Source organism: Flagellimonas ochracea (assembly GCF_009903685.1).
Classification (GTDB): domain Bacteria; phylum Bacteroidota; class Bacteroidia; order Flavobacteriales; family Flavobacteriaceae; genus Flagellimonas; species Flagellimonas ochracea.
The window spans coordinates 1-25,983 of sequence record NZ_JAAABI010000010.1; the positions used below are offsets into that span (position 1 = coordinate 1).

The 25,983-nt window shown below is 45.0% G+C and carries 16 protein-coding genes; 1 reads left to right on the top strand and 15 read right to left on the bottom strand.

The features are described 5' to 3' along the window. The 15 genes from GTQ34_RS16010 to GTQ34_RS16080 form a co-directional block, all read right to left on the bottom strand. Nucleotides 1-424, bottom strand: a 424-nt coding sequence (locus GTQ34_RS16010; RefSeq protein ID WP_166524820.1) for a hypothetical protein, incomplete at its 3' end; no start/stop codon positions are given. A 66-nt stretch (nucleotides 425-490) separates the two neighbouring features. Continuing rightward, on the bottom strand, nucleotides 491-3,997 hold the full coding sequence (locus GTQ34_RS16015; protein WP_166524821.1) for a T9SS type B sorting domain-containing protein: 3,507 nt from the start codon (nucleotides 3,995-3,997) through the stop codon (nucleotides 491-493). A gap of 114 nt (nucleotides 3,998-4,111) precedes the next feature. Continuing rightward, nucleotides 4,112-4,717, bottom strand: coding sequence for a hypothetical protein (locus GTQ34_RS16020; protein ID WP_166524822.1), 606 nt, complete (start codon nucleotides 4,715-4,717; stop codon nucleotides 4,112-4,114). A gap of 506 nt (nucleotides 4,718-5,223) precedes the next feature. Continuing rightward, nucleotides 5,224-9,759, bottom strand: coding sequence for an RHS repeat domain-containing protein (locus GTQ34_RS16025; RefSeq protein WP_166524823.1), 4,536 nt, complete (start codon nucleotides 9,757-9,759; stop codon nucleotides 5,224-5,226). 45 nt (nucleotides 9,760-9,804) lie between these two features. Then, nucleotides 9,805-15,165: a hypothetical protein gene (locus tag GTQ34_RS16030; protein WP_166524824.1), complete on the bottom strand. Its 5,361-nt coding sequence runs from the start codon at nucleotides 15,163-15,165 to the stop codon at nucleotides 9,805-9,807. An 8-nt stretch (nucleotides 15,166-15,173) separates the two neighbouring features. Next, nucleotides 15,174-15,785, bottom strand: coding sequence for a hypothetical protein (locus GTQ34_RS16035; RefSeq protein ID WP_166524825.1), 612 nt, complete (start codon nucleotides 15,783-15,785; stop codon nucleotides 15,174-15,176). Then, entirely contained in the window at nucleotides 15,782-16,423 is a 642-nt protein-coding gene (locus GTQ34_RS16040) for a hypothetical protein (protein WP_166524826.1), read from the bottom strand. The genes GTQ34_RS16035 and GTQ34_RS16040 overlap by 4 nt, the downstream gene beginning before the upstream one ends. A 1-nt stretch (nucleotide 16,424) precedes the next feature. Next, on the bottom strand, nucleotides 16,425-16,958 hold the full coding sequence (locus tag GTQ34_RS16045; RefSeq protein WP_166524827.1) for an OmpH/Skp family outer membrane protein: 534 nt from the start codon (nucleotides 16,956-16,958) through the stop codon (nucleotides 16,425-16,427). 3 nt (nucleotides 16,959-16,961) lie between these two features. Then, complete coding sequence (locus GTQ34_RS16050; protein ID WP_166524828.1) at nucleotides 16,962-19,100, bottom strand: fibronectin type III domain-containing protein; 2,139 nt, start codon at nucleotides 19,098-19,100, stop codon at nucleotides 16,962-16,964. Further along, nucleotides 19,097-20,158 (bottom strand): hypothetical protein, encoded by a 1,062-nt coding sequence (locus GTQ34_RS16055; RefSeq protein WP_166524829.1) that lies wholly within the window; start codon nucleotides 20,156-20,158, stop codon nucleotides 19,097-19,099. The genes GTQ34_RS16050 and GTQ34_RS16055 overlap by 4 nt, the downstream gene beginning before the upstream one ends. Beyond that, nucleotides 20,145-21,158 (bottom strand): hypothetical protein, encoded by a 1,014-nt coding sequence (locus GTQ34_RS16060; protein WP_166524830.1) that lies wholly within the window; start codon nucleotides 21,156-21,158, stop codon nucleotides 20,145-20,147. Before GTQ34_RS16060 ends, GTQ34_RS16055 begins: the two co-directional genes overlap by 14 nt. Further along, a complete protein-coding gene (locus tag GTQ34_RS16065; RefSeq protein ID WP_166524831.1) occupies nucleotides 21,155-22,201 on the bottom strand; it encodes a hypothetical protein in 1,047 nt (348 codons plus the stop codon). The genes GTQ34_RS16060 and GTQ34_RS16065 overlap by 4 nt, the downstream gene beginning before the upstream one ends. After that, on the bottom strand, nucleotides 22,198-23,082 hold the full coding sequence (locus tag GTQ34_RS16070) for a tail fiber protein (RefSeq protein WP_166524832.1): 885 nt from the start codon (nucleotides 23,080-23,082) through the stop codon (nucleotides 22,198-22,200). Before GTQ34_RS16070 ends, GTQ34_RS16065 begins: the two co-directional genes overlap by 4 nt. Further along, the gene (locus GTQ34_RS16075) at nucleotides 23,082-24,236 is read right to left on the bottom strand and encodes a hypothetical protein (protein ID WP_166524833.1); all 1,155 of its coding nucleotides are present in this window, start codon (nucleotides 24,234-24,236) and stop codon (nucleotides 23,082-23,084) included. The genes GTQ34_RS16070 and GTQ34_RS16075 overlap by 1 nt, the downstream gene beginning before the upstream one ends. Before the next feature lie 4 nt (nucleotides 24,237-24,240). Then, nucleotides 24,241-25,107, bottom strand: coding sequence for a tail fiber protein (locus GTQ34_RS16080; RefSeq protein WP_166524834.1), 867 nt, complete (start codon nucleotides 25,105-25,107; stop codon nucleotides 24,241-24,243). Between the two features lie 536 nt (nucleotides 25,108-25,643). On the opposite strand from GTQ34_RS16080, the gene GTQ34_RS16085 reads away from it, so the two are divergent. Further along, nucleotides 25,644-25,983: general secretion pathway protein GspG (locus GTQ34_RS16085; RefSeq protein WP_166524835.1), on the top strand; the 340-nt coding region annotated here is incomplete at its 3' end.

The window sequence follows — 25,983 nt, forward strand, 5'->3', positions numbered from 1 at the left end:
TTACTATCTTATGATCTTGATCTGCTGCGATGTACTTTCGTAAATGTTTATGCGCTTCAGTATTCAAAATGGACGTCAAGCGCACTTTATCCAACAATTGCAAACGTAGGTATTTTGGTTTATAGGGCAGGGAATCATTATATGGGACACTGTTGATCTTTCCAGCCCTTTCCATGTGCTGTGCATAGTTTTCATAACTGGATTTGTTGAATGGAAGTTCTTCTGCATGAACATTTACTTTGGACCAGTCGGGAATACCAATTTGTTCGGAAGTTCGATATCCAAAATTACCTTTTAACTTGACCAGAGATCCCAATTCAGGAAAGTGCAGGAGCGATTCCTGTCTTTGGGATCGATAAGAGGCACAGCAAATCAGTAATGAAGCCAAGCACAAAAGAAGTAAGCTGTTTTTAAGGTAGGTCATCCAAAATACAATTCATGCTAAAAATACAGAAATTACGCTTTTTTAGTACTGTCAATTCCTATAAATTTATCTTTTTAACGCAAAATGTCCGGTGATCGTTTCTCCCATTCCATATTCAAATTTGAACCAATAGTCCGATGCCGGTAAGGGCCTGCCCATATAGGTGCCGTCCCAGCCCGGTCCCTGTGGTGACAACTGTTTGAGCAGCTTGCCGTAGCGATCGTAAATGGATAGCTTGGACCCCGGGAATTCTTGGGCCCCTATGATGTTCCAACTTTCATGGATTCCATCCCCATTGGGCGAAAAGAAGCGTTGATAGCCGACGGCCGTTATTTCCTTGGATAAGGTTCGGCAACCATAGGGGTCCCGGACATAAACGGTATAGGTGCCGGGAAATACCTCGAACCGGGCATCCCCTTGAAAGACCGTTCCATCAAGGGAATATTCAAATTCGCCAATGCCGATGGCCTCAATGTTCAGGACCACCTTATCCGAAAACCCCTCCCTGATCACCGTAAAACTTTCGGGTGCCCCCGAGGATACCACCTCAAAGGAGACCGTTTTTCCACATGTGATTCCATTGGAGGTCTCTGAGACCCTTACCTGATAGTTGCCCAAGGCTGTAATATCCAGGGTCTGTGAATTGCCAATGAGGTTCCCATCCGCATCCCACCATGAGTAACTATCGAACAATCCGGCATCAAGGCTCAAATTAGGATTGTCCGGACAGATGACATAGGTTTCCGATAGCTCCAGATTGGGAAGTGCGTTGACTTTGAGGTCGAAATCCGAAATATCAAAGCAAGAGGCAAGCGCCCTGTGCTCTACTCTGACATATATAGTTTCTTCCAAGGAGCTGTTTTGATAGTTTTCCCTCGAGATCGCATTACGCTGGTTCAGGGCATCCAGTTCCGTGGTATAATAGGTGACCGAATAGAGCATGGGGTCCTGTCCATTCAAGACTTCCACATCTTTTTCGCCCAGTTGAAAAGTGTTAGCGCCAGGTCCATCAATATCGCAAGCTATGATATCATCGGGGACATGGGCGACCGGAGTGTCGAGGACCTGAAGCTCAAATTGCCCCACATCATGGCAATCCGGTCGGTCTGTGTTTTCCAATCGAAAAAAGATGGTCTGTGGGTTGGCGGTATTTTCATAATTTCCCGAAATGGGGTTTTGGGAAAGCGCCGCATCGGACTGTGAGGTATGAAAGCTCAACGTGGTGTTTTGGACATCCATCAGAATCTCATCGGTCTTCTGGTTCAAATCAAACAGATAGCGTCCATCGTTGTCCATATCGCAGACCCGCCAATCGGTGACCGGAGGTGCCATGGGCGTATCAAAAATGGTCAATTGGAATGTTGTCGTATCATAACAGGCATCATCCGAGACATGGGATACACGGATGTATATGGGCCTCTGGTATTGGGTACTCGTCACAACCAGCGGCAAAGGGTCGGTGTTCGTAACGGCATCCGCTTGTGAACCGTGGTAACTGATTGAAAGGGTCGCGGGGTCTTGGCCCCCTATAACCTCCAATTCCACCAGCGAAAGGTCAAAAATGGCGGAGCCGTCCTTATCATCATCGCAGACCTCCAAATCGTTGGGGGTATTGGCGATGACCTGACCAAGGACCCGGATTTCAAAATCGCCTGTCTCGAAACATTCGGGATATGTTCGGTTCTCTATACGAAAGTAAAGGGTTTCCGTGGGCAACGTATTCTCATAATTCGGGCCGATCGGATTTGTGCCGTTGTCGGCGTCAATTTGTGAGCCATGATAGGAAATGGCAAATGTACCGGCTTCCTGACCGCCCAAGATCTCGGTATCCTTTTGGGAGAGGTCAAAATCATATATGCCATCCGTATCATCGTCACAGACCGTCCAATCCGTTACCACCCCGACTTCCACGGATGCCTTGACCACAATGTCAAAATTGGTAGTCGCATAACAAAGATTATTCTGTTTGTTCGCTATTCGTGCGAACACCGTTGTGGTTCCCTGGTCAAAAGTTGATGTGGCAGGCAAGGCGTTCATGTTGCCGTCGGCATCGGTCTGCGAGGAAAAGTAGGATATGTTGACCTCCGAGGCGGTTTGCGTACCCAAGATCTCTGCGTCGAGTGTGGTTAGGTCAAGGCCGTAGGCGGGCCCTTTGTGGCATATTTCAACATTGGCGACAGGATTGGCCATGGGAACTTCCGAAATCGTAATTTCCTTGGTCTCGGTTCTGGTCTCAACAGCGGTGGTCACGGTAACCTGTACGGTGTAATTGCCCGTTGTGGCATAGCTATGGGTCGGGTTTTCCAGTAGGGATGTATTTCCATCCCCAAAATCCCAAGCAATGTTCAATATGGGCTCACTACTGGTCACCGAGAATTCCGTACCGTCCCCAAGACAAAAGTTCTCCGCTGTCAGGCCCACCACGAAAAAAGACTGTATGAATGGCGGCAGCCCCAAACTACTCTCCCCGGTGCCCAGAGAGATCACATTGTCCTGATAGTCACATGTCAGGCCCGGTCCGTTGGGATTGTTGATGGCCGATAGACTGGACTCATCGATGATGGTCACATAGATTTTTCCATCGATGGCCAGTTGCAGCGCCCCGATTTCCGAGGTTTTCGTCGCTGAAATTTCAAGTCCAGAGGCTATTATCGTTGCCTGATCGTAAACCGAAAGGTCAAATTGATGTATGGCACTGGAAATCGAATACGGAAAGCCATATTCCGTATAACCAACATACAACTTTCTACTATCTGGTGAAAACTCCACACCATAGGGACTTTGGACGCCTGAAGGAGCGGGCAGGGGGAAATAGCTATCCAATAGGATCGGGTCGCTCACCTGGCCCGAACTTGGATCAAACCGGAACAATTCGGCATGGTCCGTGCCCGAAGCCATACTGGCCAGAAATTCCCCATTGGGGGAAACTTTCATATAGCCGCGAACCCCCTGCCCATTGTACAATATGGGATGGTCAAGACCTGTTGCCGATACCACAGGCGTGGTGTTCAATCCAGTGGAAGTGACCAAATAGGCCAAAAATTCATTGTTGCCATAGCCATGGCACAACACCCAAATATCGGACCCGTTGGCATGTTCCACCGCGGTCAATTTTTCCATCACCGGTGTGGCCAAGGCCGTATTTTTAAGAGTCAAGTCACCCAGGCCCCCATCCAGGGACATGTCGACCATATTGTATTGCAGGCCATTCCCCAAACCGGCCTCGTCGACCGTGAAGACAAAGTACAGATTGGGATTGCCGGGAAAGGGAACGATTATCCCGGATTGGGTGCTGGAGGGATGCCCCGACAAGCCCGTCCCGTTGGGCATGGGACTATGGTTTCGGTTCCAGACGGTGATCCCATCCGTGTAGAACAAAAGATTTCCCGTGGCATCCGAAATGGTGGCACAACCCTCCTGGGTGGAAAGGGCCCCATCGGTCAAGGTAACAAGGGTCCCTGAATTAAAATCCAGTCCGGCATTGCGTCCAAAATACCAGATGGCAGCCTGTTTTTGGGACAAGGCCGAAACAGAGGTCAAAAGCAACCATATCAAAACCCAAGCTTTTTTCATTCCTTAAATACTTTTTATCCATTACGGGTTTCCTGTTTGTCAAGTTGCCTTTTTATAAAAATGGGCATGATTTTCATGGAACTTCACTCGTGACCCGGGGCCATACTACCTTTACTAGAATCTTGCACCGACACCGAACTTGAGTAAACCGATGTTGCGGAAAAAATCCGAGTCCACAAACCCCTGTTCAGTGGACAACCGAATGTAATCATACTGGGCCTTGATGTAAAGGATACTGATCAAATCGTACCGAAGCCCAAAGTTGACATTGATTCCATCAAAACTGGGGTTTTCATCAAATCCCATATCCTCGCGCCCCAGTTTGAGGTCGTTGCTCACGGATTGAAAAGTATACCCCAAGCCCAAACTTGGGTGTAGCTTTGGCAAGACTTTTGTATCCAAAGTGGCATTGAATCGCGGTTGCACCAAGGTGGATCGACTCTTTCTAAAAGGCGTGGGCTCCCCAAGGTCATTGGGGTCCCCATCGCTAAACATGACGTTTATGGAAAAGCCAAATTTGACAGGTCCAACGGTTACAAAATCAAAACCGGCCTCCAAATCTATGGTGGCATCTTGAACTTCTTTAAAGGCATTGTCCCCTACTGCCGAAGGGTAATTGACCCCAAAATGGATTTTTTTGTTATCCAGTTGTGCATTTAAACTAAAAGCAATCCCTGATAGTAAAAATGACAATAATATTCTATTTGTTGCTAATCTCATATTAATTTAAATTTCTAAAAACCTCCAAATGAAACATTTATAGTTCTTTAATTGTCAATTCTTTAATCTTTTCCAAAAATATAGGATGATGCAAAAACCACTATTAACACAAGAATGATTATCCACACAAATTTATTTGGGAGTTCCAACATTTTATAAAAAAAGATAAAAGAAACCACTCCATATAGAAAAGAAAAAACGTCAACGCTCCAATAACTTTTAGATGTTGAGTCAAATTTTTTCAAAATTTGCAAATATCGGTTCCGATGTAAAAAGTATAAATAATTTATGGTAATTATAGTCAAAGGTATAGCCATAAATCCAACTCTATTTAATTTGAGGACTGGTAAATCGAAATAAATAAGGAGCGAAATAATATTCAATGATATCAATACAGATAACCAAATAATTGTAGACCATTCCGTTATAGATTTATTAGTCCTATAGGTAACCTTGTATATACGATAAAATAATAAGTCGTAAAACTTTGTAATCATGATTTTGGGTTATTGTCTAGCTTGTCTAAATGTTGCATTGGAATCCCAAGGTAGAGTCAAACCAAATTCGCCGTTGTCTAATCTTTCCTGAATTTGTCTTTCCCTAACAATTAGTTCCTGTTGATAGTACCATTCAGTATTTCCAATTATATCACCACTAGTTATAATTATACCTAAAACAGGGTGTATTCTTCCAACGGCTACACCTCCAGAAGTCCATAGCAATCCATAAGCTTCCTGTTCTCTTTCTTCACCTTCCGTTACAAGTACATCATAAGCATCGCCTGTTATTTCAATCGCATCAAAAATACCTCCTCCTATTTTTCCTAGCCTACCTGTATTATAAAGTTTTACGTGTTGGCTTCCTCTAAACTTAGAAACTGATACGTTTTGATAAATTCTAAATTCTCCATTTCGTTTCAACTGCCCGACATTAAAGCTTGCTACCAATGATGACAAAAGGCTTCCCATATCAGCTGGATTTTGTCTAGAGCTTTCAGGTATTAAATTGGAACTAACAACTACTTCATCCAAGATTTGCCCAAATGCAACCAAATTCAATTCCTTATCGAAATATGCATCATACTTAGAGGGAATCCCATATTTTTCATAACCATCCGGACAATCAATCACCTGACCTGTTTCCTCATCGATACAAGCACGTCCTCCATCGGGGTCAATAGCATTTGTTGGATTGTTTCCCATACCAAGATACGGAGAATCAAATTGATTATATGGATCGGGACTCAACCATCGGCCAATCCGTGCATCCCATAAACGCAGTTGAAAAGCCTCTTTGCCCGTTTCTTGGTCTTTCTCTTGCCCTTGAAAGGTATAGCGGTAGGAATTGGCAAGCGTATTCAAGCCCGGCAGGGTCATCCCAAAGGGATAATAGTCCGTAAACCCCTGTATGTTTGGGCTACTGCCGTTCTTTTTAAATAGGGTACGCACATTGCCCAAATGATCCGTAAGTTCATAGACATAGCTGTTGTCCGCTTCATAGCGCATTCCAAGACGCTGGTTTCCGTATATCGGCTGTTCTTGAAGGGTAATGCCACTCCCATTGGGACGGTAATAGATGCCTATGGGGTTGCCCGTGAAGTCCCTTACATAGTAGGTGGTTCCTGACAACTGCCCCCCGGCGGTATAGGTTTCCTTTCGCACACGGTATCCCCTATCGCCATAATGAAACCTTGCCCTGGTGTTTCCATTGATCTTCACCTCGGTCACCAGCCCTTGCACATTGTAGGAATAGGTTACCCCCTCGGCCGTATTGCCTATCAGTTGGCCTATGGCGTTGTAGGTATAATTGTTGGCGGCATGGTCACCGATGTCATCGGCACCCGCAACATCGCCGCTGCCATCATCCACATGGGTCAACCGGTTGGGCTTTGAGACATCGTAGTTGTAGGTAAGGTCATCCATGGCATTGGTGCTGCTCTCGGTATGCTTTTTTCGGACAAGACGCTGGATGTTTCCATTGGCATCATATTCAATGCCCGTTACGTCATAGTCCCCATTGCTGTTTTCCACAAACACGTCCGTAGGTGCAATCTTTGCGTGGAAATCACTGCCTGCCTGTGCATGGAAATTCGGGGATAGCGTAATGCTCTGTGTAGCCTCCAAATCAATGTTTCCACTACTACTGGTATAGATGTTGTTATCGGTAATGGTCGGTTGTGCCGTAGTGCTTGTGGCATCCAGAAAGGCCCCGTATTTTGCCTGGGTCAGCCAATTGTTCCGGTCATAGCTGTAACTGTACGCGCGTTGCTCCCCGGTCGCCATGGTGCCCGGATCGTTGTTCCAGCGGATGCCCTTGATGTTGCCGTTCAACTGGTCGGTACCATAGGTTGCCGCCTCTATGTTCTCCAAGGCCCTTTGGTAATCCGCATTGTGGTAGTCCACCTGCATGCCAAAAAGGTCATTGGTGTCGCCACCCGGGTCCAAGCTGGCGTTGCCCAGAGTGGGATGGTTGATTCCCTTCAACTGTCCGGCCATATTGTAGACGTAGTCCACACCCTGCACCCCATTGGCAAGCTCCACCCGTTTGAGTCCACCAGATTCGTAGTAGGAGTACTCTGCCTGGGTCATGTAACTGATATCGTCGGTCGAGGTTTCCACCTTGATGAGCTCGTCGGCATTGTTATAGGTATATCTATGGATAAACTCATCAGGAGCATCTTTTTGATATATTACACGGTTAACAAGGCCTGTGATGGCGTCATATTCGTAGTCCAGGGTCTTTATGGAGCCAACACCAGTGATATTTTGGACCAGCCATACCAATCGCCCGTATACGTCATAACTATAAAGCGTTGTGCATTGATCATTTTGTGTAGCGGACACGTTGCCCGATAAGAAGGTTGGGTTGGTCCTTCCACTGTAGGTCCCGGTATTGAACTGGGAGGGAAAGGTGTCATAAAAAGTGGTCACCACTTCCTTTTTTGTGCCCGTGGGCAGTGGATCGTCCACGTTGGCCGTTGCGAAGGCGGTACTTTGTAGGACCCCACTTTCGATGGGCCTTCCAAAGGCATCGTAATCGGTATACGAAAACTCATTAGCCGCCGCTTGTACCTCATTCTGGGAAAAACGTATCTGGCCGTCACCTCGATAACGGAACTCCACTTCGCCCTCGTCGGGACTTTTGGTATAGGTCAACTGCCCCAAACTGTTGTACCGATATTCCGTTCTCCTTGCACTATCCGAGCCTTGGACAGGTTGGTAGGAAAACACCAGTCGACCGGCATTGTCATATTCGTTCAGGGCATAGTCATAGTAGTTTTCATGATAGGCAATGGTCACTGGACTTGTTGGATCATAGCTGTCGGGGTCATTGACCGAGACCCGATAAAATCCATTTGGCAGACTATTGGACGGGGAAACCGTACTTTCTGAAATCAGGTCGTGCGCGGTTACGGAATATCCATTGGTGCCCACAGTAAATCCCATATTGCTGCCAGCGGGCACATGGACATCCACATACCCCAAGTCGCCAATGGCCACAGTTGAGGTCCGTGAAATTGTGCCCCCGCTTCGTGCAGCTGCCAAGGTTTTGCCATCGGCATCGGTAAATACCACATTTTCATTGCCATGAAGGTCTCTACTGATTGTTTTGAATATGTTGTAATTGCCTGCGGTATAATTCAAATCGCCAAAAGCCACGGATTGTGACAATTCATCGCCCGCTTTCATGGTGAAGGTGTGCCCTTGGGGCCATTCCCCATTGATTTTGTTGCCCCCAACCGATTTTAGAGGCGTACCGGGATTGAGTGTACTGTATATGGTCCTTGCATAGGGGTATAGGGTAATATCCTGATAGGGTTCCCTGCTGTTGTTCTCACTGTAATACCAACCCAGTGTATTGCTTTGTCCGTTCACCGTGGAGGGATTCTCAGGGTTGCTTTCGAAATCATTGTTATCAAAGGGATTGCCTCCGCTGTCGAGGATAAAATCGTTTTCGTATTGAAAGCTGCCATTGATTCCGATCGGGGCCCCTAAAGTGCTTAGGGCGGGCCTTCCATAGGAATCGTACATGGTCTGTGTGGTCCAAATCTGGCCGGTCTTGATATCCAAGCTTTGGGTTTGGGTGGCCTTGCCCAATTGGTCAAAATAATTGATGCCATTTCCCTTGATGTTGCCATCGGCATCAAAGGCTATGGACCAGACCCAGTTCCTGTTCAGATCGTTGACCACCAATGGGTTTTGTGTGGTGCACCCACTATTGGCCTGTGGCCCGCTCACTGAGGGGCAAAGGTCATTGCTGTTCAAAACGTAGCTTCCATTGGAATCCCCAGGCGGTTGTGTACAACTTACCTTGGTATGGGGCGAGGAGGCCCCTAGGCCATCGCCATCGGCATCCAAGTACCACAGTGTTTCAGGGTTTATGGAACTATCGTTGTCGTTGCAGTCACCCCAGTCCTCCACATAGCCCGTGGGAGCGAAGCTTTTGTATACCGTATTTGTATTGACACCGTATTCATCACCGTCGTTGTCATAGTAAAACGTTCTAGGTTGGATGTTGGTAATCTCGTCATCCGTATCATCAAAATCACCGCCCCTTGCGACAGGATTTATCATACCAGTAGGCGGAGCACATCCGTAAGTGGCTGTAGATGAAAGCCCAAAGCCATCATTATCGGCATCTTGGTACCAGTTCCTGCTCAAGTTGTAATTTGGATTATTGATATCGCAGTCACCGCTGTTACTGGAGTAGCCTGAAGGAGGTGTGGAAGTGCCTTGACAAATATAGACACTAAGGCTACTACCATATCCGTCACCGTCGCTATCCACGTAGAATTTTCTGGGGTACACTGAGGCACTACTGTCGTTACAATCGTTTCCTTTCGTGGCATAATTGCTGGGATTGCTTCCAAAAAAACAGACTTGGGGCCCGGAACCGAAACCATCACCGTCCCCGTCATAATATCCCAGTTTTCCACATCCGGCAGGCCCGTCATCAAAACAGTTTGTACAATCCTCCTGTGCATATGTGGATGCCATACATATGAAGAAGGAGGTCAGTGTCAAGGTCAGTACTTTGTTCATTTTTTAAATTTTAATAGTTAAATAGATTTTTATCGTTACCACGGATTATTGAACCGGGGTTCCTCCACCACCGCCTCCACCATCTGGACAGCTTTTGTTATAATATGCAATAGTCACCTTGGTTTCTCCACTTCCGACATCTCGAACCTTGGTCTTTACTGCATAGGCATTCCAGCCGTAAGATCCTCCCGAGCACGGAATAGTCACACTTACCGTAAATTGATTGTTCGTGGATTCACTTCCATAATTGTTCAGGGCCTGGACCCCGGCCAAGGATGTCACAGTACCTTTGGCATAGCTGTAGCGGTAATTGCCGGACCCGCCACTGGGCAGAGTGGTCAAAGTACCGGTATTTGAATACCCGTTGGATGCGTCTTGATCCACATCAAGATCACTGTAGCCCTCATTGCCGTCGATGACCCCATTGGAGTTGGTGTCAAGTTCAAAAGCTACTTTGTAGTTGTACTTGTTCTCGCTGACCTTTTTGATTCCACCGGTAAATGATGGGGCGTCGGCTACCTCGGCAAAGGTGCTGAGAAGTCTGCCCATCTCATCATATTCGAATGTGGTGGCCATATTGCTCCTTCCCAGAATTGCGGATAATTCGTCCCATTGGTTGTATACATAGGAGGTCATGTCCACTTCAACCGGGTGTACCCTGAAATCGTCAACGGTGATCGAGCTTCCCGCCGTGGTCACATAAATGACCTTTGAATTCTGTATATCAAAATAAAAGTTGAGTTGTGTCCAGCTTCCCGATGGGATTACCTCATCGGCATTGTGGGTAACATTGGTCCCCCCGACATTCACCCGCACGTTCGAATAGTTGCCTGTCAGGGTCCATAGGGATGCCTTGTACTTTCTCGCAGAGCCCGTACCATTTTCAACCGTGACCCGGAATGCGGACTCCCCTGGATCGACTTGAAGGGCACTGGACCCGGTATGTGAATTGGTGGTCAAGGAGGCTGTGCCCTTTTGTACCCCTCCCGAGAAATTGCTGCCCTGTAAATCCTCAGCTCCAGAATAAAAGAATTTTGCAGAGGCTGTGGCTGCGGAAGCGAATACCTTGGAGTCGCCATCCCCCATTTTCGTTGAAGTCAAATTGCCTCCGACATCCATGACCTCCAACGGATTTGAAAACGGATTATAGGCCGTGACCTCCGAAAGCTGTTTCCATTCCGTGCTCTGCGCCACATCTTGGTCGTTTACCTCCAGCGACCAATCAAACCCATCATCGTTTCCATCATTATAGCCGGTAAAAATTCCTTGGCTGTCCGAGGTGCCCTGCCAAGTATAGTTTTTGTGCTTCCTCCAGATATTGTGCGTCTTGTTGAGCGTGGTTTGGTTGGGTGGCGTACCGACCAATTCGGAAGTCGTGTATTGAAAGGGCTTCCATGTCGTCACCCCGACGGACACCACATCCGATGTACCGTTGTAATAGGTTTTGCTCATGGCCGATTGCACCAGCATATTTTTGTTTTGTGCGCCGTCCACCTTGCTTCCCATTTCGCCGTAGGATGGTATGGTATATGCTGGAATGCTCACCGCATTCATTTCCTCGCCCTTGGCCGATGTTGTCCTTATCCTTGTCGCTTGGCCCGTTATGGCATCCAGATCCAAAAATTCCGTGGTGTGGGAGAACCCATTGCGATACTCTGTGGTGGACTTCAACATATTGGGGTACCTGATCCTTGAGGAGCCGTTTATCATCCATTTGTCCGTTCCCGTATTGTAATCAACCTCCTTGTAGGACTGATAGGATTCCTTTCCTTGCCAGACGGGTACATTTTGTGTGGTATAATATTCGTTCACCATTTTTCCCATGAGCTGGGATTGGAAGTTCAGGGTCTTGACCTCCAATAACTGCCCAATGGATGCAAGGTTGTCCTTTATGGTATAGCCCTTGATATCGATTTCCCTTCCGGAGCCATCGGTGTAGGTATTGTCCCGTGTGGTGGTGACCTCATAAAAGTCCCCATATTTGATGGCGGTCTGCGACTTTTCCTTCATCACATTGAACTTATAGACCGACTCGGTCAACGGGGGTAGGCCATTGGCCTCCGTGGCCACGGAAACGTATTCGTACATTACCCTTGGGGCCGGCAATTCGGCACTGTAGGGGATTTCCAACTGCTGATCTGCCTTGAAGGGCAGATAGCTGACATAGCCCCAGCCATTTTTGTTCTCGCCGTAGGAATAGGTGGTCTTGAAACTATTGGAACCGTCGGAGGCCGTGATGGATTTGGCCCGGACGCCTCCCTGTTCATAAAGCGTTGAAGTTCTCGGATAATAGGTGACTTCCAGGGAATTGTTGAGACTATAGCCCGTGAACCAACAGGGACCTGGTATCTGCTGTACTGATTGGGTGCCATCCGGGGTGACCAAATATACGCCGGTGCCCAAAATCTGATCGACCGTCCCCAATCCCTCGTAGGAGTATTCATAGGTATTGTTCGCGTCGACACAATCATATCTGGAATATTTTATGTTGACCTTATCATTCACCAATACGCCCAAATCGTCCGTGGTATTGTTGATGAGCCTTATATCGGTTATGCTGAAATTGTTGGAATCAAATTCGGAGATGTACTGTCCAGAATCCGTAAACTCGACCCGATTGGTAATGCTCTTGAATTTGTTGGTCTCGTACTCGATTTCAAGTTGTCCGCCATCTGGGGTGTTTATCTTCCTCAGGGACCAGGCCTCGTTCAGATTGTCATAATAGCCGTAGTTGTCCCTGCGCTCACCATTATAGTCCAAATCCTTTGCTTCATATTCAAAGGTATAGGGCGGGAGCAATTGGATATCCTGTTTCCCCTTGAAATTAACCCCGAGCAATGTACTCCTGCCAAATCCGCCTATGGCATTCGGCGTGCCCGAAACCAAACTGTTGTCATAGTTGAGCTCCACGCTTTTGACAATCTTGTTCTGCAGGCTCGAAATATTGTCTCCCGTATCCAAGACATTGTCCTTTTGGTTGATGTAGACCGTCTCACCGGGTTTTTGTGAATCATTGTAGACTATGGAATAACCTTGGGACGGGGAGGGGCCGTAGGTCTTGCTGGCACTGTCATCCTCCTCATTGACCAAAATTACCTTTTTCAGGCGCAAAGGATTTTGGGCCGGGATGGTAAATCTGTTTACGAAATCACCACTGTCCTGATCTAGGTCATCAATATGGTCCACCGAAGTGTAGGTCCATGCTATGGACCTGCCGTCCAATCGCTCTTCCTTGACAAAAAGTGCCGTGTGCGTCCGGGTTTCCACCTTGTCCAGGTAATACATTTCCTTTCTTCCCCGTATCCATGTTTTGATGTCCTCATCATCGGGACTGGTCAAATGGTCCTCTCCGAAAGGGGACTGCCAAATAAATGCGTCCGACCATTTTCCATAATCAAAGTTTACCCAATATCCATAGTCCCCTTTGTCCGCAAAACCATTGGTGTTTTTGTCTATGTAGTCGGGTCCCGTGACGGCGGTCAACAGCCAATGGGTGGCATACGGTTCAAGTTGGCGCTTTTCAAAATAGGATTCGCTTTCCGTTTTGGGGGCGTTGTTGTTGTGTTTGATGACACCGAATGTCCTTGTAACGGTCTCATGGTTGTACACCGGTAGGGAATAATGATAGGTCTTACCGTCGGAGGCCGTGATCTTGAAGGCACCTACACCCTGTAAGGGCTTGTTACCCCTGTCAAAACCAGTGACCGAAGGTTCCAGATATCCCAAGTTTTTCAATGTACTATAGTTGTTCAGGATTTCCTCGTTGGTATAATATTCAATGTAATTTCCCGTCCTTCTCCTTGGTCTTTGAGGTTCAGTGGTAGACCCGGCATAATAGTCGGTTATTACCGTATTGCCTGATGTGGAAGTATCGAAGGTAGGCTCGGAAACCGAAAGATAGGTGCTTATCTCATTGTCGAAGTAAAAATTTGGGGTCTCCGAGAACAGCGTATGGGCAGGGGGCGCAGTACTTGAACCATTGATTCCATAATCCAGTGAAAAATTTTGACTATTGCCTTTATTGGACAGACCGAACAGGGCCCCATACTCGTACAATCTCGAGGACATACCGCCCGAAAGGCCTTGGGCCTGCACATTGTAATAGTCATAATTTGGAAAAGCGGGATTGTTGAAGGCGACATCGGTCGAGGAGGCGATCAACTCACTGTCAATTGAAAACTCGTTGATATCCATGAACGATTCATCGGTCAATTCACTGTCATAGCAATTGCAATGGCTGTACTGTTGAAATATCTGGTCCCGCTCTGCCGCTGTATCCACAATGTCCTCATAGCAGTTTACGATTTGGTACGCTGCTCCAAACTGGTAACAGTGGACGTAGTACCTTAGGTCGTCGAAGGTGCCATTGTTGAAATGCAATGGGCCATTGACATAGTTTTCTTCCTTTTTGCCAAGGAAGTACCTAAACTTCTGTTTGCCAAAGGATAGACTGAAAAAACCAATGGGAGTGGGCACTACCAAAGGGATATTATAGCCCGTCGACTTGGTCACATAGTCCCCCATTTTAGCGGTGTTCGCAAAGGCAACTTGGAGCCCTGCACCCATCCCGCCAACGACTTCGCTATTGGAGATATTCGTAACCCCGGCCTGAATCCCGACCCCGGAGGAGGAAAGGTTTAGGCCCGTTGAAAATTTGTTTCCATTTCCTGTCTCCCCACTGTATCCAAGGTTTAGATTTCCCGATGACGAGGCCCCGATCTTGAAGCCGGCGTCGTTTTGGATGCCCACGGAGCCATTCAGCCCACTGCCGGAGATACTGGCGCCGAGTGACAATCCACCAGCCGTTGTACCGCCGATACTCAATCCGCTGTTCCTGCCAACGGCAAGGCTTCCGCCCACACTTCCCCCACTTGCAATGTCGTAACCGTATCCAATGCTCACGGTCCCCCCCAAGCTCAAATTGCTGCCCCAGGATAGGCCAAGTCCCACGGAAGCCCCGGCGTTTGATGTAAATCCAAGGGATAGTGAGTATACCTCCTGACTGCCACCTTCATCGTAAAAATATTCCGTCAATTGCGCGGCGTTGTAATCATCCGCATACCCGTTCACCGATCGGTTTATGGCCCCCGGATTGAGGTTCCAGCCCAGTCCGACCCATGAGGCCTCTTGGTCCATTGCGATTCCGGCATGGTAAGCCAAAGCCAAGGGATAACCGCCCTCGGGGGAGGGAACATTCATTAGGGGCAGTACATAGCTCACACTACCGGTGGACAGGTTTACCATATCAGTTGCATCCACGGGCTCAAAACTGGCTGCCTCCGGTGTGGTTGGCCCATTGTTGGACGCTAGGAGCATATTGACCGGGACCAGACTGGGCAGAAAGGTGAGGGTCAGCAATAGTGCGATGATTCTGTGGGAAACCTTGGTCTTGTTCGTCTTGTTCATGGGATTGATTATTTGCATTCGTTATTGTATTGGGCGACTATCTCTTTGATGTCTTTCTTTTTATATTTTCCGGAATTGATTTTTTGTACCACTGTATTACATTCGGCAAAATAGGTGCTGGCCGCCTCTTTGAAGTTCTTTTCGAAAAGTTGGTTCGACCCGATGTGGATGGCCTCGGCTTCCTCGGCTTTTTTGAGGTAATATTGGTGTACCGAATAAAACTGTCCGCCACTGATTCCTGCACCACCGACACTGCCCACCCCTGCCGCTCCGGTGGGCATATATCCTTGGGAGGAATTCCGGTATAGGGTTACCCTTCCTTGTTCGACCAACTCGAGCATAAGGGAATCGTCCCTGTCCCGAATTTGGACCTTATGGTATTCCCTCCAATCCTCTTTCAATTTTATCCTGATCATAGCCAAATCGGCTATGGGGAAATATTCCGGTTTGGATTGCTTTCCAGCCCGGTATTTTACCTCCTGTTTTCTCAATTTTCCATAGCCTTTCAAGACCCGGCCATCGGTAAAAGTCAATACCATAGCGCTTTTCTGTGCCAGGACCGGGGTGGCCATTAAAAGGACCATGGCGAAGACCATGTAAAACTTTTTTCCTTTGTTCATAGCTCCAGACTCAATTTTGGTTCTTTCCGTATTCTTTCCAAGGGGATTTTGAAGGAGACTTCCCCGGTGGAAAATCCCAGGTCCTCAATGGTAAATAGGGCCTGGTCGCCTTCCAACAGTCCTTTGTTCTTGGGATACACCAGTAGCATATTGGTACTGTTTGACATACTGTACATCCTGGGGTATACATAGTCCAATAGGGGTATGGTGTCCCTTTTATCGCTTATCAAGTGAACCTTTTCACCCATGTCAAAGGACAGTTGGTTCACCAGAAGGCCAAAGGCGTCCCTATCGTGGGCCTTGGAACTGAGCAATTCTTGGTCGTTCACGCTCATCCCCAGATTGAAATAGAGATATTTTCCATATTTCCCTCTCAAACTATCAATGTTTCTTTTATCAAGATCTTGGTGCAGTTCCTGTTTGACCAGGATATCTGTGGGACGGTACGTCAGCGCATACTGTACGTTGCCCACCGTCTTCTCATAATGGTAACCGTTGTCCGGGGTCCTGATGTACTCCAAAAGTTGCGCCTCGGAATCGAAGGTTTTTTGCCCACAGGATACCACGGCAAAAAGCAATGCTATGAGCATTCCGGATTGTAATAGACGGAAGGGCCTAAAGGTATTTCGATGTTTCATGTCAATCTCCTTGGTATTGGTTGTTCAGCCCTTCCAGAATGGTCTGGGTCAGATCCGAGGCTTCCTCGGCATACATGATGTTCCCCCCTCCCTTGGCCCCGAAAATGATACGGTAACCTCGGTTCTTGCCATATTCCTTTACATAATCGTTGATATCATTGATGACGGTCTGGGTCATTTTTTGATCCTCATCCTGGATCTGTTTTTGGATGGCCTGTTGGTAGTTGTTTATCTGTTGCTGTTTGTTTTGCAGCAGTTGCTGTTTCAATTCCAGTTCTTTTGCGGTCATCGAGGCCCTTTCTTTTTCATAGGCTTTCAGCTCGTCCTGCCAATTGGTCATCAGGCTGTCGACATTGGCCTTGAGCACTTGGGTCTTTTTGTTGAAGGCCTCCCGTTCTACCTTGGTCCGTTCATACCCTTCCACCAATTGGTTGATGTCCACATAGACCAATTCTGATTTTGACTGTGAATAAAAGAAGTTTGCAACGCTGGCCAATAGAGCCAATAGTGCTATGGGCAAAGTAAGTTTGTTCATGTTTTAGTTCGTATTTGTTTGGTTCTTCTTATTTTTCCATTTTCTTGTGGTAGTTATTGTTAAGGGCTCCTCGAGCTTTTGCAGTCGCTCTTCCAACTTCCGATTTACTTCCTGTAGCTCTTGCAATTCTTTTTGTTGCTGAATGGCATATAAGGTCAACTCCTCAATTTTTTCCAAGAGCAACTTGTTCATCTCACCTAGGTGAATGCCATTTTGTTCGACTTCTTCAGCCGAGGGAATATTGATAAGATGTCCTTTTTCCTTAATATGTTGTTCAACTTCCAGCAAGGTGGGGAGAGAATATTCATTAGCGAAAACATAATCTGCCCACCCTGTTTCAACTTTGATTTCGTTGGCACGGATTTTTCCATTTACAGCTAATTTGTAGGAACTCGTATTGAAAGTTCCAATTCCAAGATTGTCAACAAATATTGATGCCTTACTAATCTTTGGAACATCCAAATACACATCTGGGTTAGGTACCAAAACTTTAGTGGTAGGCACGGTAACAATCAATGCCGCCTCACTGGTTAAGGCCAAACGAATGGATATATGTCCATAGTTACCAGGAGAGTATCCAAACAACTCATATGTCGTGTCATTTACCTTTTTATATTTGATATAGTCCCCTATTTGCGTGCCGGTTATCGAATAACTCCATCTGCCACCTTGGGTAGCACCTTCACGGATAAACAGTTTAGCCGATGCTGCATACCCTGCCTCACTAGTACGTACATAATTTATGTTGGCATCTACAATAATGGAATTATGGGAGCCATTTCCGGCCAGGTCAAAAGTGGCTAGCTTATACCATCCCACGGAAGAATTTCCAAAGCTTAATTTTCCTTCATAATATTCAATCGGTTGTCCATTACCGCTCCCTGAACTAGAATTTGTGGTAACTGTGACAATATTGCTTCCGGCGCTTTCATTGCCTGCAGCATCTAAGGCCATGACCGTAAAGCTATAGGAGGTATCTGAAGTAAGACCTGTCACCTGATAGGTATTTACGTCGCTCAAAGTAATCTCTAACGTACTACCTCTAAATATCTTATACCCAGTAATACCAACGTTGTCTGTAGCATTATTCCAAGATAGGTCTACCGTGGTATCGGTTTGGCCAATACTGGAGAGGGTCGGTGCCGTTGGGGCTTGAGTATCTGAGGTATTGTCGGTGGTAGCCGATACTATGTTGCTATCAATGCTCACATTACCCGTGGCATCAAGTGCCCTTACTGAGAAATTATAGGTTGTGGAAGGGCTAAGTCCAGTATCCTGATAGGAAGTTGAAGAAATGTTGTTTGCAATAATAACCCCATTACGATAGACATGATATCCTGTTACGCCGACGTTGTCCGTGGCAACCGTCCAAGAAAGGTCTACAGTGGTCTGTGAACTTCCGATACTAGTAAGTATAGGTGCTGTCGGCGGTTCCGTATCAGAGCTATTAGGACCATCCAACAATTCCTGCAAAGTGGGCTCTTGTCCATTTACTTCATATATTGTAGGGCCATAGAAGTGAATGATATCAGAAGGATTTTCTCCGGCCCACAAATAAGCCTTATGCTTGGTTGAGACCGCTAAGGGACTTGACTTGTGGTCCAAACCGTTCAATACCTTGTTTCCAGTAACTGGATCATACACGCCTCCATGACTAGTGGTTCCAGTATGGCCGCTGTTGTAAACAAACCCAACATACAAATACCACTTATTGAGTTGGGGCACATTACCAGAAACTATAATTCCATTACCTCCATTAGATCCGTCTAATCTTAAAAGAGCATTTTGAAATCCTGAATCACTCATCGCTACACCGAAGACTTCACTGCCATCAAAAGAGTTCGTCTTTTTTATCCAAACGGAATATCGGTAGGTCTTTGTGTGGTCTATGGGGATATTAGTCGTGCTCCATCCTCCATTGGTGTTGGGAGTTACTCCATCAGGAGAACCTTTCCAAATAACATCTTGGTTTCCGAAAGGTGTTATATCAAGCTCTCTTATGTTTTCAGAGGTTGTCCCATTCTGCGTAAATCCGGTAACCGAACCACTTCCCACTGTCCACGAAGAAGTATCTAACAAATTGTTTTGGCCATTTGTCACGATTACGTTCAAAAAGATTAAAAATACAGCTGCTTTTTTCATCCCCATTGTTTAAGTTTTTTGACATCATTTATTTTTGCTTCCAACTTTCTAGTCTTTTCTGAAGCTTCTCTTTCAATTCGTTGATTTTCCTTTTTTAGGTTAATCACATAAAGTGTTAGTTCCTCAACCTTCTCTAAAAGAAGTTTGTTCATCTCACCTAGGTGAATTCCATTTTCTTCCACTTCTTTGGCAGAGGGAATATTGATGAGATGTCCTTTTTCTTGGATGTATTTTTCGACTTCTTCAAGTGTAGGTAGGTCGTGGTCTTCTTCAAAGACATAATCGGCCCAGCCCCCTAACTTCACCTTTACCTCATTGGCCGTTAATTTTCCTCGAATTCCTAAATTCCCATTAATTCCATTCAGGAACATAGAATAATCACTGGGATTTTGGGCATGGGAGCGGCCCCTTCCCCAATAGAATTTACCGTTTTGGTGCATCCCGAACATAAGCTCATCCGAAGCCCCTGGGTGAAAAACAATGGCCCCGTTTCCTCCATTGATAAATTCTATCCTATTTTCAAAACCATTGGTAGAGCTTACTGGATTTGAAGATCCAATACTTAGCCCACCGGTCTCCAATCTTGTGAAGGCTGTTCCCGTATCGGAATTCCAAAACCTAATCTGTTTTCTGTTACCGTCATAAAAGGTCTTTGCGTAGGAACCATCATCATAACTAGCATTGTACGGAAACATGGAAAAATAATTGCTCTTGTGCCTTAGAATACCACTAACAGAGCCATCAACCTCAAGTTTATACTGTGGATTGGTAGTGCCAATGCCTACATTTCCGTCCCTAGTGACCTTAAAAAGTGGATTGGCTGATGGGCCATCCCTGAAAATGTTAAAAGCCCCGTCGAGATATTGACTTTCTTCGTCAATTACAATGTCTACATTTTTCTCAGCGTTGATTCTTATGCTTTTATTGGAATCGTGAGGGCCAATGGAATTAATACCGGCAGTAGGAGCATCATTGAAATAAATTATTCCCTGTTGAGATTTGCCAACACCAAACGTTAGTAGGAATAGCACTAAAGTTGTTTTTTTAATTTGTATCATAGTTTATGAATTGCGGTTTGATGAGCTTTATTTCTTTTACTAAATCTTTTAACACCTGGTTTTCTTCTTGAAGGGTTTTAATCGCTTTATCCTGTGTTATCAGATATAATGTCAATTCTTCGATTTTTTCCAAGAGCAGTCTGTTCATCTCACCTAATTGTATGCCGTTCTCTTCCACTTCCTTGGCAGAAGGAATGTTCATGAGGTGACCTTTTTCTTTAATGTGTTTTTCCACTTCTTCCAAAGTGGGAAGGTCATAGCCTTCTTTAAATACATAATCGGCCCAACCTGTTTCAACCTTTATTTCTTTGGCCCTAATAGATCCGTTAACGGCAAGCCTGTAAGCGCCTGGGTTCGCTGTACCAATACCCATATTCCCATTGGAGTCAAATACAAATGCGTTACTGGTCAATTGGTAATTATACAGACTGAACTTTCCTGAACCTGGATAGTTCGCGAGGAATCCCCATGTTGATGTTCCTGCATCCTGAAATCTTATTATGGAAACGCCATCATCACTACTTGAATTGATATGCAGTTCAGCATGATTGTTCAGTGGAGATTTTATTTCAAGTTCGGAAGTGGGTGAGGCTGTTCCTATTCCTACTTTACGGTTTGCATCGATAACCAACGCGTCTAAATCTTGCGAATCACCGGTGAAGTTTCGGAAAAAATGAAGCTTGGTGGTATTATTCCCAGATTCGGTCACCTTTATACCAAAACGATCTCCAGGTGCCCCTCCTTGAGGGTTCCAATGTAATTTTGATGTCCCATAAAGTTCTGTGTTACCAAACCGGTCAATGGTCAGTAAATCCTCATCACTGGTTTGATTGGTGAAATTCTTGAAAATATGAAATAGGGTTGTATTGTTACCGGTTTCAGTTGCTTTTAGCCCCATTAGGTCTCCTGAAGCGGCACCTCCAGGATTTAGCTCAATGCGGTCTTGTGCGTGGGCAGTTCCTAAACAAAACAAGAGGGCGATAAAAGATGTACCTTTCATTTTTTAGAATTGTTATTGGTTGTATTTGTTTGGGTTAAAATCTCTTCTAGATGCTTAATGCGAATGTTTTGTTTGTCCAAGGTGAATTGCTGTTGAATCAGGTATATGGTGAGCTCCTCGATTTTCTCCAACAAAAGTTTGTTCATCTCACCTAATTGAATACCATTTTCCTCCACTTCCTTGGCAGAAGGAATGTTCATGAGGTGACCTTTTTCTTTAATGTGTTTTTCCACTTCGTCCAAAGTGGGGAGGTCATAGTCCTCTTTAAAGACATAATCGGGCCAGCCCACCAAGTCAACTTTAACTTCTTGGGCATGGATGTTTCCATTTACAGCAAGTCTTGAATCTGGGTTCGCTGTACCAATGCCCAAATTACCATTGGCCAGCATGGTCATCATCTTTGTTGAATAGGTGGTCCATACAAACAACGGTCTATTTTGAATCGGACCACTGCTAATCCTTGCATCAAAATTCACCAAAGCGTTGTTCCCCGTATCATTTTGTGTTGAGGTCACACCTGAAAACTGTATGGAATACCTATTGTCGCTTGTGCGATACCCTATCATCCTTGGTATGAATTGACCTGGTGCACCTGTGGCGTTGACCACACTGAAGTAATCATCTGGTGAGTCACTTACGCGGAAACGCATAAAGGCCTCTGTGGGACTGATATCATTACGAACATCAATATGATAAGATGGATTGGTAATGCCTATTCCCAATCGACCTGACAGGTAAAGATTTGATTGTGGGTTATTATTACCGAATCCTATACGGACATTCTTACCATTATCATAATTCAAATAGAGATCACTAAGATAATTACTGTCAAAATCTTTACCATCTATGTGCCTAACTTTTAAATGGTAGTTCCCACTGCCCCCTACGTTCACATGCCCTTCGACAGTAAGTTTAGAATCGGGCAAACTGGTGCCTATGCCAACATTGTCCAAGGTCGTAATGCTGCTTCCGCTATCTGTCCATTGCCCGTTGATGCCGTTTACAAAAATTCCAAGACATGTGATAAGTAGTATTTTTTTCATAATTCATTCTGGTTTTTGAATCGTTGCTCCAGTTCTTTATATTGATTCTCAAGAGTTTCCTGTCCTTTTTTCAATTCTATGATGTACAGCGTCAGTTCCTCGATTTTCTCGAGTAGCAACCTGTTCATCTCGCCGAGTTGGATGCCGTTTTCCTCTACTTCCTTGGCCGAGGGGATGTTATTGAGATGCCCTTTTTCTTTTATGTAATTCTCCACTTCATCCAAAGTGGGAAGGCCATAGTCTTCTTTAAAGACATAATCGGCCCAACCTGTTTCAACCTTGATTTCTTCGGCTCGGATTTTTCCTTTTAGGGCCAATTTGTACGAACCGGGAATTCCGGGCCCAATTGATACACCGCCATTTTTATAGATTGACATCTTACTTGACCCATCAAATTGAAATCCAATTCTTGAAGAACTAGAACCCCCGGTAAAATTCAAATAGCTGTTTCCATCTCCAGAGGAGAACATTGCTATGTTATGACCATTGGCATGGCGGGATTTAATAATCCCAATGACATCGAATTTGGAAGTTGGATTGGATGTGCCAATACCAAGGTTTCCAATCTCATTTACGGTCAGGCTGACAGAAGTGTTTTGATAATTATACAGACTGAATTTGCCTGCGACCGGATAATTTGCAAGTAATCCCCAGGTGTTGGTTCCAGCGTCCTGGAACCTTATGACCGAATGATCGTTATCAGTGCCCGCATTGAGGTGAATCTCGGCGCCATTCCCCAAGGCTGACCTTGCTTCAAGTTCAGTTGAGGGATTTATGGTTCCGATACCAGCATGGCCATTATCTGGAAATGTGTTTGTAACCTGTGCCCAAATGGTAATGGAGTAAACCAATAATATTGATGTAAGTATCGTCTTGAGCATTAGTCAATTCTTAAAAGTTGTTCAATTTTTTTAAGTCGTTTTTCCTGTGCTAGCAGATGGAGGGTCAGCTCCTCTATTTTCTCCAACAAAAGTTTGTTCATCTCACCTAATTGAATACCATTTTCCTCCACTTCCTTGGCAGAAGGAATGTTCATGAGGTGACCTTTTTCTTTAATGTGTTTTTCCACTTCCTCCAGAGTAGGAAGAATATGGTCGTTATCGAAGACATAATCTGGCCACCCCACTAGGTCTACTTTGACTTCTTTAGAATGAATGATTCCATTTACTGCCAGTTCTGAATCTGGATTCGATGTTCCTATGCCCACATGCCCATTGGTTTTTATATACATGGCCTTGGTAGAACTACCGGATAGTTCATCCACCACAAATTCCATGTTAGCCCTGGAAACAATATTTAGCGTGTTGTTGTCATTATCCAATATGGACCCTGCATTTCCAAAAAATAGTCCAGAAGCACTGCCATAGTTGGATACGTCGGTTATTCCTGAAGCTCCCTTATCGCTTGCAATAAGCGCACTGCCATGTACTTGTAATTTTTCTTGCGGGGAAGTGGTTCCTATTCCCACATTGCCCCCATCCAATGTCATTTTAACCCCGCCCCCCGGGTTGTTATCCGTTTTACGGAAATAAAATTTACCGTCTGAGGAGGTATAAAAGTTCCACTTTGCATCATTTTGGCTGTAAAATACCATATTGATTTGGGTGCTCGTATTACTTAAGAAGTTCACATAGTTATCATTGGTTAGCCCAGGGTTAAGTGTCACCCGTCCATTAACGTGAAAGTCTGTAATTGGACTGTTGGTATTGAATCCAACATATCCATTTTGGTTAATCGTAAATCTAGGATTCCATGTTGTACCGCTATCGGAAGATGAACTTATCCCAAAAATGTTTTTTGAGCCATTGGAATGTCCAAAATATAGCGCTTGTTGATTTGCTCCATTGATATTGTTTTCAATTAGATATCTATAGTTACCTCCTGAGCTTTCTAAATCAAAACCAAAATCCTGAAGCGCATTGCTATGTGTTGTAGTAATGAAATTGGTTTCCGCAGCGGGAGGAGACCACTGTCCATATATAATTGGAGCCGTGCACAAAAAATATAAAGCAACTACGAATATTTTTTTTCTCATTTCTTCATCTATTTAAATTTTGAACTTCACTTTGTAACCTTTTTAGCTGTTTTTGTTGTATTAAGAGATATAACGTCAACTCTTCGATTTTCTCCAAGAGCTTCATATTCATTTCCCCAAGATCAATGCCATTGGCCTCCATTTCCTTTGCAGAGGGGATATTGGACAGGTGGCCATGTTCTTTGATATAGCTATGGACTTCTTCTAGGCTTTTGAGTTTATAGCCATCTTTAAAGACATAGTCTGGACCGGGAACGGAGAGATCAACTTTGACCTCCTCCGCGTGGATGTTGCCCTTTACCGTGAGCTTGGAGTCAGGAGCAGAAGAGCCTATGCCAACATAGCCATTCACTGGGTTGATGATGAACGAGTCCCATCTCAATCCCACAGTATTGGGATATTTTGTGCCAATTCCAAATAGATTTTCGCCGAAGTTTTCTGAAAACCCGACAAAGGCACCCACCACATCACCATCCTGGCTAAATTCAATCAATGGATTGTCAAATTCATTGTTGTTGTCCGTATCAGACTCAATTCTTAAAATTGCGTCACCAGAAGTGCCTGATGTCACATGCAATAGACTGGTAGGAGATGAAGTGCCTATTCCAATATTACCTAGTGTTGTAATACTCAACATATCAGTCCAAGTGGTTGAATTATGCCGCCCTTGGATATTTAGCAAAGTAAAATAGCCTGGGTCAGAGTTAACAATTCTATGACCGAAACCATTGCCATAATTGGAAGATGTCCATGTTATCGCCTTTCCAGTAAGGGGGTTGGCATTTAAGTTGTCAAAAGTGGAGGTCTGCCCAAATGAGAATATTCCCAGAAAAAGCATAAAACAATACAATAAGTTTCTTTTTATTTTCATGATCCGATAAATAGTTTTTTCACTTTCAGATACAGGCAACTGACCATATCCAGAATACCATGAGCAGAGAAATTGATATGAATCCCAATCAAATGACAGTATATCCAATGGTTTATAGAAAGGTGTTTTGATACTTCAAGAATTGACGAGGATGACCATGGACTACTGCATAAAATCGCAGTATCAGGAACTGGTTTGTCGGTAACTGGTTTGGTTGAGTTTGCAGACATAGAAATCAATATGAAGCTATAATTTCATGTTCTTTTGTAAGAAATTTAATGTTTATTTTTAAAACTTTTTCCTTTTTTTTTGTGGCCCATTAGAAATTTGAAGCGTCCAAAAATCCTTTTTTATTCCAATCCATTGATTACTAAATATTTATTGTTAAAACCGTATTGTTGATAACTTTTCGAATTCCTACTCTGAAAATTTTTATCGAATATTCCATAGATATGTACAAGAAAAAAGTTACATTTCAGGTAAGACACTTGAATCAGACAAAAACAATAAACTCTGAATCTTTGAAAAATATCCTAATGAGTTCTTCCGTCAACTTAAAGTTTGCAAAGGGAAAGATACCTGCCATAAACCTCCAGGAAACATTGATAGTCCTTGCCATAATAGGAATATTGCTTCTGTTGGCGCTTCCCAATCTTATGCCCCTGATTTCAAAGGCCAAAAGTGTGGAGGCGCAGGTGCAGCTAAAGGCCCTCTACAATGCCCAAACCACGTATCGATATATGCACAGCAAATATGCCAATGTCATCGAAGAACTTGATTTTGAAGCTCCACGAACCGTCAAGGACGGGGGTACCGCAAACTATGTTTATGAAATCGTAACTGCAGATAATGCTCGCTTCAAGGCCAGAGCGGAGG